General features: G+C 68.1%; 18 protein-coding genes. 1 reads left to right on the top strand and 17 read right to left on the bottom strand.

Features of this window, described 5'->3' with window-relative positions; all coding sequences use genetic code 11:
* Position 1: 1 nt before the first annotated feature.
* From IEV87_RS03940 to IEV87_RS03860, 17 genes are all read right to left on the bottom strand, one after another.
* Complete coding sequence (locus tag IEV87_RS03940; RefSeq protein ID WP_188476366.1) at positions 2 to 430, bottom strand: NlpC/P60 family protein; 429 nt, start codon at positions 428 to 430, stop codon at positions 2 to 4.
* The gene (locus IEV87_RS03935) at positions 427 to 1,308 is read right to left on the bottom strand and encodes a DUF2163 domain-containing protein (protein ID WP_188476365.1); all 882 of its coding nucleotides are present in this window, start codon (positions 1,306 to 1,308) and stop codon (positions 427 to 429) included. Before IEV87_RS03935 ends, IEV87_RS03940 begins: the two co-directional genes overlap by 4 nt.
* Positions 1,308 to 1,940: a DUF2460 domain-containing protein gene (locus tag IEV87_RS03930; protein ID WP_188476364.1), complete on the bottom strand. Its 633-nt coding sequence runs from the start codon at positions 1,938 to 1,940 to the stop codon at positions 1,308 to 1,310. Before IEV87_RS03930 ends, IEV87_RS03935 begins: the two co-directional genes overlap by 1 nt.
* A 10-nt stretch (positions 1,941 to 1,950) precedes the next feature.
* Complete coding sequence (locus tag IEV87_RS03925; RefSeq protein WP_188476363.1) at positions 1,951 to 2,613, bottom strand: phage tail tape measure protein; 663 nt, start codon at positions 2,611 to 2,613, stop codon at positions 1,951 to 1,953.
* On the bottom strand, positions 2,597 to 2,794 hold the full coding sequence (locus IEV87_RS03920; RefSeq protein ID WP_188476362.1) for a rcc01693 family protein: 198 nt from the start codon (positions 2,792 to 2,794) through the stop codon (positions 2,597 to 2,599). Before IEV87_RS03920 ends, IEV87_RS03925 begins: the two co-directional genes overlap by 17 nt.
* Complete coding sequence (locus tag IEV87_RS03915; RefSeq protein WP_188476361.1) at positions 2,791 to 3,114, bottom strand: gene transfer agent family protein; 324 nt, start codon at positions 3,112 to 3,114, stop codon at positions 2,791 to 2,793. The genes IEV87_RS03920 and IEV87_RS03915 overlap by 4 nt, the downstream gene beginning before the upstream one ends.
* On the bottom strand, positions 3,114 to 3,527 hold the full coding sequence (locus IEV87_RS03910; protein WP_188476360.1) for a phage major tail protein, TP901-1 family: 414 nt from the start codon (positions 3,525 to 3,527) through the stop codon (positions 3,114 to 3,116). The genes IEV87_RS03915 and IEV87_RS03910 overlap by 1 nt, the downstream gene beginning before the upstream one ends.
* 22 nt (positions 3,528 to 3,549) lie before the next feature.
* The gene (locus IEV87_RS03905; protein WP_188476359.1) at positions 3,550 to 3,960 is read right to left on the bottom strand and encodes a DUF3168 domain-containing protein; all 411 of its coding nucleotides are present in this window, start codon (positions 3,958 to 3,960) and stop codon (positions 3,550 to 3,552) included.
* Positions 3,957 to 4,304, bottom strand: coding sequence for a head-tail adaptor protein (locus IEV87_RS03900; protein ID WP_188476358.1), 348 nt, complete (start codon positions 4,302 to 4,304; stop codon positions 3,957 to 3,959). Before IEV87_RS03900 ends, IEV87_RS03905 begins: the two co-directional genes overlap by 4 nt.
* A complete protein-coding gene (locus tag IEV87_RS03895) occupies positions 4,301 to 4,897 on the bottom strand; it encodes a head-tail connector protein (RefSeq protein ID WP_188476357.1) in 597 nt (198 codons plus the stop codon). Before IEV87_RS03895 ends, IEV87_RS03900 begins: the two co-directional genes overlap by 4 nt.
* A gap of 144 nt (positions 4,898 to 5,041) precedes the next feature.
* Entirely contained in the window at positions 5,042 to 6,226 is a 1,185-nt protein-coding gene (locus IEV87_RS03890) for a phage major capsid protein (protein WP_188476356.1), read from the bottom strand.
* Between the two features lie 2 nt (positions 6,227 to 6,228).
* Complete coding sequence (locus IEV87_RS03885) at positions 6,229 to 6,786, bottom strand: HK97 family phage prohead protease (protein WP_188476355.1); 558 nt, start codon at positions 6,784 to 6,786, stop codon at positions 6,229 to 6,231.
* Between the two features lie 45 nt (positions 6,787 to 6,831).
* On the bottom strand, positions 6,832 to 7,071 hold the full coding sequence (locus IEV87_RS03880; protein ID WP_188476354.1) for a GTA head formation protein, RCAP_rcc01685 family: 240 nt from the start codon (positions 7,069 to 7,071) through the stop codon (positions 6,832 to 6,834).
* A complete protein-coding gene (locus IEV87_RS03875; RefSeq protein WP_188476353.1) occupies positions 7,064 to 8,236 on the bottom strand; it encodes a phage portal protein in 1,173 nt (390 codons plus the stop codon). Before IEV87_RS03875 ends, IEV87_RS03880 begins: the two co-directional genes overlap by 8 nt.
* A gap of 75 nt (positions 8,237 to 8,311) precedes the next feature.
* Entirely contained in the window at positions 8,312 to 9,799 is a 1,488-nt protein-coding gene (locus IEV87_RS03870) for a DNA-packaging protein (protein ID WP_444544309.1), read from the bottom strand.
* A gap of 406 nt (positions 9,800 to 10,205) precedes the next feature.
* Positions 10,206 to 10,532 carry a hypothetical protein gene (locus tag IEV87_RS03865; protein WP_188476352.1) on the bottom strand — a complete coding sequence of 109 codons (327 nt, stop codon included), beginning with the start codon at positions 10,530 to 10,532 and terminating at the stop codon, positions 10,206 to 10,208.
* Positions 10,533 to 10,812: 280 nt separating this feature from the next.
* Complete coding sequence (locus IEV87_RS03860) at positions 10,813 to 11,703, bottom strand: LamG-like jellyroll fold domain-containing protein (RefSeq protein WP_188476351.1); 891 nt, start codon at positions 11,701 to 11,703, stop codon at positions 10,813 to 10,815.
* Positions 11,704 to 11,732: 29 nt separating this feature from the next.
* Between IEV87_RS03860 and IEV87_RS03855 the strand changes: the two genes are divergently transcribed.
* Positions 11,733 to 12,902: a helix-turn-helix transcriptional regulator gene (locus tag IEV87_RS03855; RefSeq protein WP_188476350.1), complete on the top strand. Its 1,170-nt coding sequence runs from the start codon at positions 11,733 to 11,735 to the stop codon at positions 12,900 to 12,902.
* Positions 12,903 to 12,910 lie beyond the last annotated feature (8 nt).

Here is a 12,910-nt window from a genome sequence, read left to right as displayed (position 1 = left end):
ATCAGACCTCCGGAAAGGAAAACCGCGCCACGATGCGGCGGCGCCAGGGAAGAGAAAGCGCGCTTTCGACCACCGAGTGACCGGCATAGGCATGGATGAACGTCGGATGCGCACCCGTCTCCGCCTGCACGCCGACATGCTTGGCCACCGCCCCGTCGCGCATGCGGAACAGGATCACGTCGCCGGGCGCGGGATCGTCCGTCGCCTTGACCGTGAGATGCCGCATCGCCGCCTGCCAGAGCCGTTCATCGCCCTGCGGTTCTGCCCAGTCGCGCGAATAGGGCGGGACGTGTTCCGGTTCGGCACCGTGCACCTCCCGCCAGACGCCGCGCAGCAGGCCAAGGCAGTCGGTCCCCACACCGGGCACGGAGGCCTGATGCAGGTAGGGCGTGCCGATCCAGCGGCGGGCGGCGGTAACATGCGGGTTCATCGCCGGCTCCCCCCGTTGATCTCAGGGCTGTTCGCGGGAAAGGCGGTCATCCAGTCCTCTCCGGGGATGTCGGGAAAGCCCTGGTAATTCAGCAGGTTGTTGAAGCGGAACCGGCACATGTCCATGGACTTGTCGCAGCCCGCCTCGATCCTGACCCGGTCGCCCGGCGCCACCTCCGCCCGCAGCGCGGACCAGAGGTCGATCCGGCGCGCACCGTCGTCGGCGTGGTCCCGTTTGACCACGCCCGACAGCCCCTCCGCCGCGCCGTCAAGAACGACCAGTCTGCCACGCGCGAACCACCCCGGTTCGAAATCCGGCAGGGCGGGCAGGACCAGCGTCGCCCCGTCGACCGATACCACCCCGGTTTCGGCAAAGTACCCCGGCGCAGAGAGGTCCACCCCGCAGGACGCATCGCCCAGCACCGCGCCGCAGGGCGCCTGATAGACCCGTCCCGTCGGCCGGTTCAGCGCCTCCGCCAGCCCGCGCAGTTCGGCGGTGAAGGACCCGCCCGCGCGCCGGATTTCCCCGATGGAGCCCGCGAAGATCGCCTGCCGCGCCGTGACATCCGCCCAGTTCACCAGCCAGGCCCGGACCTCTGCCCCGTCGAAGCGGCCCGCGTCGATATCCGCCTCCCGGATCGCCGCGTCCGACAGCGCCCCGATCGCTTCGGAGTTGTCGACCGACAGCCCCGTCTCCTGCTGCAGCGCCATCGCGGTCAGCCCGGTCCCGGCGCGGAAGTCCACGCCGTCAAAGGATAAATCCCGGTCGTGATCGGTGAACCCCAGCACCTCGCCATCCCCCCGCGTGATCGCCCAGGCATGGCAGACGGTGGTCGTCCCGGTGGCCAGATGCGCGGCCAGCGCGTCGTTGAACGCCATCAGACCCGCAGCTCCACCACCGGGACAGAGGGCATGTCCCCCGCCCGGAACGCCGCGACGGAGGTCGCGATCCGGTCCGTATCGAACCGCACCGGCACGTCGAATTCAAAGCCCGCCGTGACCTCTGCCTCATGCACCGGGGCCTCCTCGAAGGTCACGATGCCGGTCAGCAGGTCGACGGTGAAATCCACGCCCTCCCGCTGCTCCACCCCGTCGACGCCCACCTTGACCGTACCCGCCACCGGCTTGGTGATGACGCGGCGCGCGACCTCCAGCCCGGACCGGTAGTCCTTCGTCAGCTGAAACGCGTCGGTCAACCCGTCGCCCCGCGCAAGCAACTGGTCCGTAAAGGCAATATCGACGCTCGGCAGACACGACCGGTAGTCCGACCAGTCCTTCCAGCGGAACCCGTAAAGCTGCCCCTGCCGCGCCTCGAAGAAGGCGAGCAGCGCCTCGATATCGTCGAGCGAGCGCATCGCCACCCCCGCGTCATAGCGGCGGCGGGATTGGGACCAGGGGCTGTTGCGCTCCTCGTACCCGTTGGCGAGCGTGACGATCTCCGTCCGCCGCTCGGGGCCCCCGGTCGACCCGAAGGAGAGAGCGGCGGGAAATCTGACATCGTGGAAGGACATGGAAACCCCCTCAGCGGTTGCGTTGCCCGCGCGCCATGGCGCGGCTCATCTGGGCGGCGATCTGGGACTGGGAGCGGCGGAAACCCTCGGCATCGGGGGTGGAGATGTTCATCACCACGGTCACCGGCCGCCCGCCCGCCGCGCGCACGCCCAGCTTCCCGTCGGCCCCGCGCGCCAGCGGCATGATCGCCTCCGGCCCCGCCTCGCCCATCAACCCGGTGCCGCCGCGCATCGGGAACGCCGTCGCCCCGCGCACCACCCCGCCATCGGCAAAGGGCATCACCCGGCCTTGCGCAAAGGCCCCGCCCTTCGCAAAGGGCATCAGCCCGCCGAAGATCGACCCGACCCCCTGCGCGATGACTGATCCGAAGTGATCCGTGACCGGCTTCACCGCAGCCGAATAGGCGGAGTTGATGACGGAATTCGCAACGATCCCAAGCGCATCCGACAGCTTCGCCCCGTCCAGCACAACCGAATCCAGCGCCCGCCGCAGACCCCGCGACAGGCCGCGTTCCAGCGTCTGCACATCCTTGCCCGTCTCGGCCAGCGCGATACGCATCCGGCGCAGTTCACTGTCGAACCCCGCCGCCATGCCCGCCGCCCCGCCAAGCGACACCTCAAGCGCCTCCACCTGGCCGTGCAGGTCGCCAAGCCCTTCAAATTCCTCGATCATCCTTACCTCCATCCGGGTATTGCCCGATCAGATCCTCAAGCCGAGCCCGCCCAAGGGGCGCCGGCCCGCCGGTCCCCAGCATCAGCCGCAGCTCGGCCGGGGTAAGCGCCCAGAATTCCGCCGGGGTCAGGCGCAGGCCCGCGATCCCGGCCCGCATCAGGGCGCCCCAGTCGAACTTCATGCGCCCTCTCCCGGCAGCGTGAAGGCCCGGGCCAGCAGCTCTGCCGCCGCCCGCGACGCCGCCAGCGGCCCGCCCCCGATCTCTGCCGCCATCAGGTCCTCCGCCCGGCCCCGCCAGCCCCCGCCGCGCAACCCCGCGACGATCAGCGCCAGCAGGTCCCGCGCCGTGAAGGCCGAGGTTTCGAACCGCTGCACAAGCTCCACCAGCGACCCCGACCCAAGCGTCGCCTCTAGCTCCGCCAGCGCGCCGAGGGTCAGCCGCATCACATGTGCCTCCCCGTCGATCACCAGCGCGACCTCGCCTGCATGCGGGTTCACCATCAGAGCGCCGTGAAGCTCAGCGCCCCGGCAGAGGCCATCGCCATCTCGTAGGTCGCCTCCCCGTCATGCGCGCCCGCATATTCGATGGAGGTCACCTGGAACGCGCCTTCGATGATGCCGAAATCGGGGATCACCACCTGGAAATCAGGCGTCAGCCCGTCGAAGAAGATCTGCCGCGCCCGTTCGTCGCTCGCCTCGTCGCGGAACACCCCCGCGCCCGAGATCGCGGCAGAGCGCACACCGGCGCCGCCAAGCAGCTCCCGCCAGCCGCCCTGGCTTTCCAGCGACGTCACATCCACCGCCTCCGCGTTGAAACTGACCCGCGTGGCGCGAAGCCCGGCGAGTGTCTGGAACTGTCCGTCATCGGACATGTCCACCTTTATCAGCAGGTCCTTGCCATTCTGGGCTGCCATTTTTCGTACTCCTGTTAAGGGGTTAATCGTCGTCGAGTAGCGCGCGGAAGGTCAGGTCGATGCGCCGTTGCTGGCCCGCCTCGTCGCGTTTGGCGCGGGCGCGCAGAAAGCTCAGCGCCACCACCCGCCCCCGCGTCAGCGGCGCCAGCGGAGCGGCCATCACGTCCGACACCGCGCCCGCCACCGCCTTGGCCTGGCCGAAGCCGCCCGCGTCGGTGATGACGGAGATCACGAAGTCATGCCGCGCGCCCGATCCGGTCCGGTCCGACCGTTCCACCGCCGTTTCCGGGCCGAGCGACACGTAAAGCGCCGGGATCGACCCCGCCGGCGGCGCGTCGAAGATCGCCGTGCCGACCAGCGCGGTCAGCGCCGCATCCCCGGTCAGCGCGGCATAGACCGCCTGTTGCAAAGACTGCGAAAGCGCATAGGTCACGCCGCCACCTCCTCCGTCGCGAAGCAGATCAGGTAGCGCCCCTCGGGGTCGCGTTCCGCCACCGCTTCGATCCGGTAAATCCTTGTGTTCTCACGGAACCTCTGCCCCGCCTCGGGGCGAGAGGGCACACCGACCGGCGCCCCGCGCACCACGATCCGGTAACTGGTCCGCCCCACGGGCAGCAGCCCGAATTCGGCCGACCGCCCCGTGCGCAGCGTCACCTCGCCCCAGACCTCGCCCAGGGGCACCCAGACCTCGGTGAACCCGCCGGAGGCATCGGGCACCCGCTGCGGGTCCTCCAGCACCAGCAGGCGCGACAGGCCGGGTGTCCGGCGCGGGCTCATCGCACTGCTCCGGAGAACAGCCGCATCGGGCGATACCGTTCCAGCAGGGAGATCACCCCGAACGGCATGCACCCCTCGCCCAGCCCCGTGGCCGATCGGTTCTCGTAATAATGCGCCGCCAGCAGCATCACCGCCTGCGCCATGTCCGGCGGCAGGCTTTCCCAGGTCTCGCCGAACCCGGAGGTGAAGCGCACCCGGATCGTACCGTCCGGCACCGGGCGCGGCAGGGCATAGCCGCGCGGCCGCAGCACCGGAAAGCTGAGATCGCGTTCCAGCCGGTAGCGCGTCGGCTCCACCACGCTTTCCGCGCCCGCGCCGTCGATCAGCACCACCTCCGTGATCGCCACCGCGGGCCCGACGGGAAGCACTTCGCCCGTGTCATCGGTCCAGGACGGGATTTCCCAGGTGAACCCCTTGGTGATCAGCGACTTGCCGGTCCGCGCTTCCACCGCCGAGATGGCCGCGCGCAGGAAGGATTCCAGCACCGCGTCCTGCACCGTATCCCCGGCGAACCCCCGCCCGAGCCGCAGGTGCGCCTTGAAATCCTCGACCGGCAGGACGGCCGCAAGTACCTGACTTTCCTCGATCAACATCCCTTGACCCTTTCGTTTCGCCCCTGATTTCCGGCACGTGGCCGCCCGGCACTGATGCGGACGGAGGGAGCAGCTGGTCAGCGCCCGAACGGACGGCCACGCACCCGCCGGGGACCATCCGGCCCCCGACGATCCGAAAGCGCCTTACGACACCCCGAATTTCAGCAGCTTGATCGCCGCGAAGTCCGTCACATCCCCGCCGACCCGCTTGGTCGCGTAGAACAGAACGTGCGGTTTGGCCGAGAACGGATCGCGCAGCACCCGCAGGTCCGGGCGTTCGGCAACGGTATAGCCCGCGCGGAAATCCCCGAAGGCAATGGCGAAGGCGCCCGCCCCGATGTCCGGCATGTCCTCCGACAGCAGCACCGGATAACCCATGAGCCGCGCCGGTTCCCCCGCCGCGAGGGAGTCCGCCCAGAGGAACCGCCCCTCGCCGTCCTTCAGCTTGCGCACGGCGCCGGCGGTCTTGGAATTCATAACGAACGTTCCGTTTGCCCGGTAACGCGCGCCGAGCGCGTAGACCAGATCGACCAGGGCATCCGCCGGATCGGTGGCATCGAACGCCCCCGAGGTGCCCGTCGCGAGATAGCCCAGCTTGTCCCACTCCCACGACGCTTCCGCAACCTTGGCGTGTGTCATGAAGCCTGTCGGCTTGTCCGTTCCGTCGCCATTGACGAACGCCGACCCTTCGGAACGCGCGAACTTGTCCGCGATCCGCCCCGCCAGCCAGCCTTCGACGTCGAAGGCGGAATCATCCAGAAGGCGTTGCGAGGCCTTGGGCAGCGCCGCCAGTTCGTAAAGCGGGATGGAGATCCGATCCATCACCGGCGTGTCGCTGTCTGCAACCGTACCGGTCTCGCTCACCCAGCCCGACCCCACGTCCGTGGTGTCCACCAGAACGTCGTAGGAGGTCGCCTCCACCGTCACCACATTGGCGATCTGGCGGATCGAGGCGGCGGAATGCAGCACGCTCTGGATCGTCTCCGATGTCACCGCATCGACCAGGTAGCCGCCGTCGCCCGAGGTGGAAAGCGCCTTGCCCTCCAGCTCCAGCCCGCGCAGCCCGTCATCGTCGCCGGAGCGGAGATAGGCGGTCAGCGCCTTGCGGTGCGGCGCGGCGGTGTCGGCCTCGCGGGCCAGTGCGGGGCGCGCGCCCGCGGTCGTCTTGCGATCAAGCATGGTCAGTCGGCTTTCCTGTTGTTTCAAGCGTTCAGTCATCTCGTTGCGGAAGCCTTTGAACTCCGCCACGAATCCCGCCACCGCGGTCTTCATTTCCGCCGCCGGAGAGGGTGCCTCTCCGCCCGCCGGTCCGGTCTCGGTCATGTCCATCGTCATCTCTCCGATAGGGGGTTGGGGCCGGGCCGCAGCCCCGCCATCTCAAGCCGCGCGTCCCGGAAGACGGCCGCCAGATCGCGCCAGTCGGCGTCCGGGGCATCCCCCTTGGCCGCCACCCGCGCACTGGGCAGCATGGGGAAGGTGACAAGCGACACCTCCCACAGCTCCAGTTCCATGAGGGTGCGTCCGCCCCCCGCGTTCTTCACCGCGCGCCGGGTGCGGTAGCCAATCGACAGCCCGTCGATCGCCCCCGCCCGGATCAGCGCCGCGGCCTCTTTCGCGCGGGCCACGCCGTCCAGCAGGCGGCCCTTGACCCACAACCCATGCGTGTCTTCGCGCAGATCGTCCCACACACCTATGGGTTGAGTTACGTCATGCTGCCAGAGCATCTTCACACCGCGCCCCGACGCCAGGCTGGCCGCATAGGCCCCCGGCTGGACGGTATCGCCACCCTGGTCCGCATCGCCGAACCGCGAGGCATAGCCTTCGATCACCAGATCGTCGGTCACTGAAACCACGGCGTCGAAAGAGGAAAATTTGTGTTCAAGTTCCATGGCTTGATGTTCCTTCCTGTCGCATTGAACGCGATAAACTCATCATTAAGGCAGGCGGGCTAAGATCGACTGGAAGCCTTCCGCAAGTATCACCGCAACGACTCCGTAAACTGTCAGCCACAACCGCCGTTCCAGCCGTTCGATCACAACCTCCAGCCGAGAGATGCTGTCCTTGAGCCCCTCGATATGCAGCCGCGACAGTTGCTCATGCGCCTCCAGCCGCAGCGCCGGGGCGCAGTCGAACCGTTCGAACCCGTACCGCTTGATCCCGCTCTGCTCAGTCATCGGATGGCTCCGCCGGCAGGCCCAGAAGCTGGCGTTTCTCCGCCCGCGTCAGGAAGTCCGCACCCGTCACCCGCGCCCATTGCGCATCGCGTTCCGCCGACAGCGCCGGCACCTGGTCAAGGTCGGGTTTCAGCACCACGGGGTCTCCGGTGAAGCCCTGCAGCCAGGCGGAAATTGCCGCGGTCACGCGGGTCGCCAGCGGCAGGACGGTCAGCCGGAAGAACGCGCGATGCGCCTCGGCATAGTTGGCATAGGTCGCCTCTCCGGGGATCCCGAGCAGCATCGGCGGCACACCGAAGGCCAGCGCGATGTCGCGCGCGGCGGCTTCCTTGGTGCGGTGAAATTCCATGTCCGACGGCGAAAACCCCATGGGTTTCCAGTCCAGCCCGCCCTCAAGAAGCATCGGCCGCCCGGCATTGCGCGCGCCCATGTGATGCGCCTCAAGCTCATTGGAAAGGCGGTCGAACTGCTCCGCCGTCATCGACCCGCCATCCTGCGCGCCATAGACCAGCGCGCCGGAGGGACGCGCCGCATTGTCCAGCAGCGCCTTGGACCAGCCGGAGGCCGAATTGTGCACGTCCAGCGCCTGCGCCGCCGCCTGCATCGCGGACAGGCCATAGTGGTCGTCCTGCGGGTGGAAGGTCTTCACGTGCAGCACAGGGGACCGCCCCTGCGAGACGTCAAACCTGTGCTTGCGCCCGCCGACCGCATAGTCCCAGGCCACCGGCCAGCCATCCGGCCCCGGCACCACCGACATGCGGTCCGACCGCAGGACATGCAGTTCGACCGGCGCGCCCTCCTTCGCCGCGACGGCTTCGAGATAGCCGTTCCCGGTGAGGGCAAGCTGACCGTAAAGCGCCTCCAGCAGTTCCGCCCGCCCCTGCGCGGGATTGGGACGGTTCAGCAGGTCGGCGACGGGGTGGATGTCATAGCGCCCGCTTTCGTCCTGACAGACCAGCGGCAGCGCGGCGGCGGCCTCGGCAATCAGGCGCACGGCCCTATAGCCGACGGGATTGCCCGCAAAGCCGGTGCGCGTCAGCGTCGCCGTATCGCGCGGCGACCAGATCACACGCCCGGCGGAGTGGTAGGAGATGACCGGCCCGGCGGCACTGGCCTTGACCTCGGGCGCAGCCGCGTCCCGCCGGAAATAGTCGATCACACCCATGGGTCTCTCCCTTCGTTCTGCGTCCTTGCGACGTCACGGGAAGGAAGATCTCACCAACAGGTTAACGGGTGCTTCCTAGAGCGTACGCACCCTCGGCTCCCGGTGCAAACCACCGGGAACAATCATCAATTCGTGCAGGGCCCAGACGAGCGCATCCAGCCGGTCCGGCGATCCCCGCCCCTCGTACCCGCGCGATGTCATGGCGCAGAGCTGATCCTCGAGCGAGGCCAGCCCCGGCAGATGGAACACCCGACCCTGTTCGTAAAGCGCGGCGACCGGTTCCGCCCGCGCCGCCTTCCCGCGCGACGCACGCACCTTGCGCATCGACACCAGCGGATCGACCTGCCGGATGACGGACTCCACGAGGTCGCCGCCCTGATTGACCTCTGCCACGATCCGTTCGCCGCCATGGCGGTCCAGCGCGGCAATCGCGGCTTCCGCCCATTGCGCGGGGCTGGCGGCGTGCACCGTCGCGTCCTCCAGCACATAGGCCCGCCAGTCGCCCGGACCGCCACGCATCGACACGCCCGCGACGACGATCCCGCATTCGTCCGACCCGGCGTGCCCCGTGACCGGCGGGTCCACCGCCACCACCACCCGGTCGAGCGGGGGCGCGGCCGCGATCCGCCCGCCCTCCAGCATGTCGGAGGTCCAGAGCGCACCGTCGGCATCCGCCAGCATCTCTCCGTCCAGTTCCTGCCGGGCCATGCGGCTGCCCGCATAGCGTACCCGCACCTCCTCAAGGAAACTGTCGGCGAGGTTGGCGCGGTTGGCCTCGGTCGGCGCATGGGTGGTGACCGTGGAGGGCATGGCGAGCAGGTCCTTCAACAGCCCCACATTGCGCGGCGTGGTCGTCACGCAGACGCGCGGGTCATCGCCAAGCCGCAGCGCGAACTGGAGCATGTCCCAGGTGTCCCGCGCCTTCCGCCATTTGGCGAGTTCGTCGACCCAGGCCGCGTCGAACTGCGGGCCGCGCAGCCCTTCGGGTTCGTGGGCGGAAAACACCTGCGCCACGGCGCCGTTCGGCCATTCCAGTTGCTTGCGGGTGGCGGACCAGGACGGGCGCCGGTCCGGCGGTGAACAGGCGAGGATCCCGGAATCGCCGTAGATCATGACCTCCCGCACCTGGTCGATGGTTTCCCCGACAAGCGCGACACGGCGGCAGCGACCGGGGTCGAGCGGACGGTCGCCTTCGACCATGCTGCGCACCCATTCCGACCCCGCGCGCGTCTTGCCCGCACCCCGCCCGCCGAGGATCACCCAGGAGCGCCAGCGCCCCGAGGGTGGCAGCTGATGCGGCATGGCCCAGAAGTCGAAGAGATAGGGCAGCGCCAGCATCTCCCCGTCGCTGAGTTCGTCGAGGAAGAGATCCTGCGCCTCGGGCTCCAGCGATGCCAGCCAGCCAGCCCCGCCGGTGAGCGGAACGGGGACCTCGGCGCCACCTGCGCGCGCGATCGGGACGCCCCCGAAGCCAGGAACCGGAGGAGGCGCGATCGCCCCCGTTGTGGGCCCCGCGGTCGCTGTCGTGGTTGCCGCTGTGATTGGGCCCCTGGTTGGCCCCATGGTTGGCCCCGCGATTGCTCCGTCGGTAGCGCCCGCGCCTGCCCCCTCGGTTTCCCCTATGGGCGGAACCGTTGTCGCGCCCGTTGTCGCCTCCGTGGTTAGCCCCCTGTTTGCCGCCGGAATTGCGCCCGAGTCCGGGCCCGTGACTGACCGCGTGGCGGCCTCCGTGCCGGACGCCGGGCCGGGGGGCGGGATCGCCGCCCCGTTCCCCGGCGTCACCGCTGCGGAGCCCGGCGTCGCGCCGACCGCGTCCCGGCACCCGGGTCCGCCGGAAATCCCGGCCCCCGCAGCCCCCGGACCGCCCTCCCCGGAACGCACCGCATCCCCGCTCGCCACAGCCCCGGTCGGGGGGAGAGCGCGCGGCCCTCCCCCCTCCTGCCCCGGCACCGCGCCGGTGCCCACACCCTCAGTCATGGCAGCAGGCCCGCAGCCGGTTGAGCTTGCACCCGATCCCGTCGCGCGCCGCGCCGAGGTCGAAGCCGATGTCCCCGGCGATGCCGAGGTCCTGTCGTTTGTCGTCATGGATTTTAGCCTCCAGTTCCCAGGTGTTCTTCAGAAATCCCCGGATGTCCGAGGACAGCCGCAGCGCCTCCTTCACCGCGCCAGGGTCGTCCGTCTCCACCAGGTCGTGAACCAGGAGGAGTGAGGACTTGAGCCGCTTTAGCTCGGTAACGATTTCCTCGATGTGACCAGACAGTTCGCTGGTCTGCCGCTCCTTGGTGATCAGAGTCATTTTTGTTGCCCTTGTTCTTCTTGTTGGCCCGCCCGCCTGTCCGGGAACGCAAAACGGCCCGCGGAGGAGAACCTCCGGGGCCGTTCGCATGCCTGTTCCAGCATAGGGTTACTTATAGGTTAAACCGTGCGGTCGGTCAAATCGGGTGCCGTTAACCATCGTACGGTGGTCCTGCGGTCAAGAGGCGCAATGCGGCCGGTGCCCAGGGAAACCCGCCCGGGACCTGGCCCCGAACGGGTCGTCCAACCCCTGAGGGCACGCCCCTTTGCCGCGGGGCGGATCAACGCTTGCGGCGTGTCAGACCGGCTGCGAGGCCTAGCGCGCTCACCAGCAGCGGAAGGCCGGCGGGAACGGGCACCGCGGGGGTGGGGAGCGGTTCGGGGAACTCCATCGCCTCCTCGGGCGTCAGGACGCCGCTGTAGATGCGGATGTCGTCGATAACGCCGTGGAAGTATTCTTGGTTTCCGCCATACTGCCGACCGAACCGCGTATTTGTTCCAATCGGCGAGAAGGTGGGGTCGAGGTCGGAATAGACGAGCAATCCGTCAAGGTAGAGTTTCGTCCCCTCCGTAAGCGAACTCGTCAGCACATAGGTGTGAAACAGGAGATCTGTCGGGAAATCGACGCCGATCCCGGGGTGCGTCTGATCGCCGAGCCGAAATTCGCCTGTCTCTCCACCGCCAATATAAAAATTCTGACCTATCCCGGAATAATTGTCCGGCTCCGAAATCAGTTCGAAATATCCCGACTGGACGGAGTCCTGGCGGGCCCGGATGGCGACGGAGAAATCGCCGGAGTCGGGCACGATCCCGCCGTCCAGTTCGGCGTAACCGTCGATCCCGTCGAGCACGAGGTAGCCTCCGGCCACCGTGGCGCCCCCGAAAAGCGTGCCGTGCACGCTGCCGGTGCCGTCCATGACGCCGGATCCTTCGAAATCATAGCTGTGCAGCAGCGTCGCGGCCGCGACCGGAGACACCGACAAAGCGGCAACGGACGAAATGGCCAGAAACAGGTTTTTCATCGATGACCTCATGCAAAACGAACTGCCGACAGGTTCGGGCGCAACGAAGGCCTCCGCATCCTCCAAATCCGGGATGACGAGAAACTTCTTGTCTGGAATCACCTGAATACTCACCCTGACGGGAAATCTGCATTCGCGCCGCAAACCCACGCGTTGTGATCCGTGTGTTAGGAATTGTCATGTTCCAGAAGTGGTTTGAAACGGACTCCGCCGCAATCGACATCGCGGCCTCCATCGTCGAGGCCTCTGCGCGCCCCGAAACCTGGGACTCTGTCTGCGACCGGATCGCCGGCGAACTGGACTGCGCGGCCTTCATGGTCATTCCCTACGATCTGGCGTCGCAGAAGGCGCTCGGGTTCCACGGGTCGAGCGTCCTGAGACGGGACCCGGGGGAATGGGTCAAGACCAGGTTCGTCACCGCCAATCCGGAGGAGGACCGGCCGGGCTACGTGACCTTGGCGGCGTCGCGCACCGGAACCGTCCTGGGCGAACGGGATTTCTTCCGTGTCCCCGAGGACGCTCCCTTGCCCGAGAACAGATGGCGCGACCAGATTCTGGCCTCAACGGGCGGGCGCGGGCGGACCGCCTTCAAGCTGAACGATTCCGGGCCGCAGCTGGACTGCGCGGTCAGCCACGATCTGGCGCCAAGCGAATACGCCTCGGCCAAGGTGGTCCGGGCGGCCCCGTTCCTGACGCCCCTGCTTCAGCGGGCGATCGAGACCAACCGGCTGTTTGCCGCTCTGGGCCGGAGCTATGCGGCGCTCATGTCCATGTTCGACAACCTGAACTTCGGCGCCGCCTTCTGCACCCCGTCCGGCCGGATCGTCTGCACCAACCGCATGCTGCGCGAGATGCTGGCGGATCAGGACGGGCTAACCGAGGCGAACGGCCACCTGAGGGCGGTGCATTCCGCCGATGCCACCATCCTGAGGCAGCGGATGACCGATGCCACCTCCCCCTTGTCGGGGCCGGACCGGCTATTCGTTTCGCTCAGGCGCCGCTCGGGCAGCCTGCCCTACGTGGTGCAGGTCGTGCCCAACAGGAACCCTGACATATCCGGCGACCCGATGGTGCTGGTCACCGTTCTGGACCCGGCCGATCCGGACAGGATCGGCGCGGAGGGGCTGCGGGCGTTCCAGGTGCTGTCGGACGCGGAACTGGCGGTCTGCGACCTGATCGTGAAGGGATACGAGACACGATCCATATCCGAAATGCGCGGCACCAGCATCCACACGGTGCGCGACCAGATCAAGTCATCGGCGGACAAGCTGTTGTGCAGGCGGAAGATGGATGTCGTCAAACTGGCGGTCCTGACGCAGCCGCCCGTCCGCCCGATGCCGGAGGACTGAGACGCGAC

This window comes from Primorskyibacter flagellatus (assembly GCF_014638275.1).
GTDB classification, from domain to species: domain Bacteria; phylum Pseudomonadota; class Alphaproteobacteria; order Rhodobacterales; family Rhodobacteraceae; genus Pseudooceanicola; species Pseudooceanicola flagellatus_A.
This window is presented reverse-complemented; position numbering and strand designations above follow the sequence as displayed.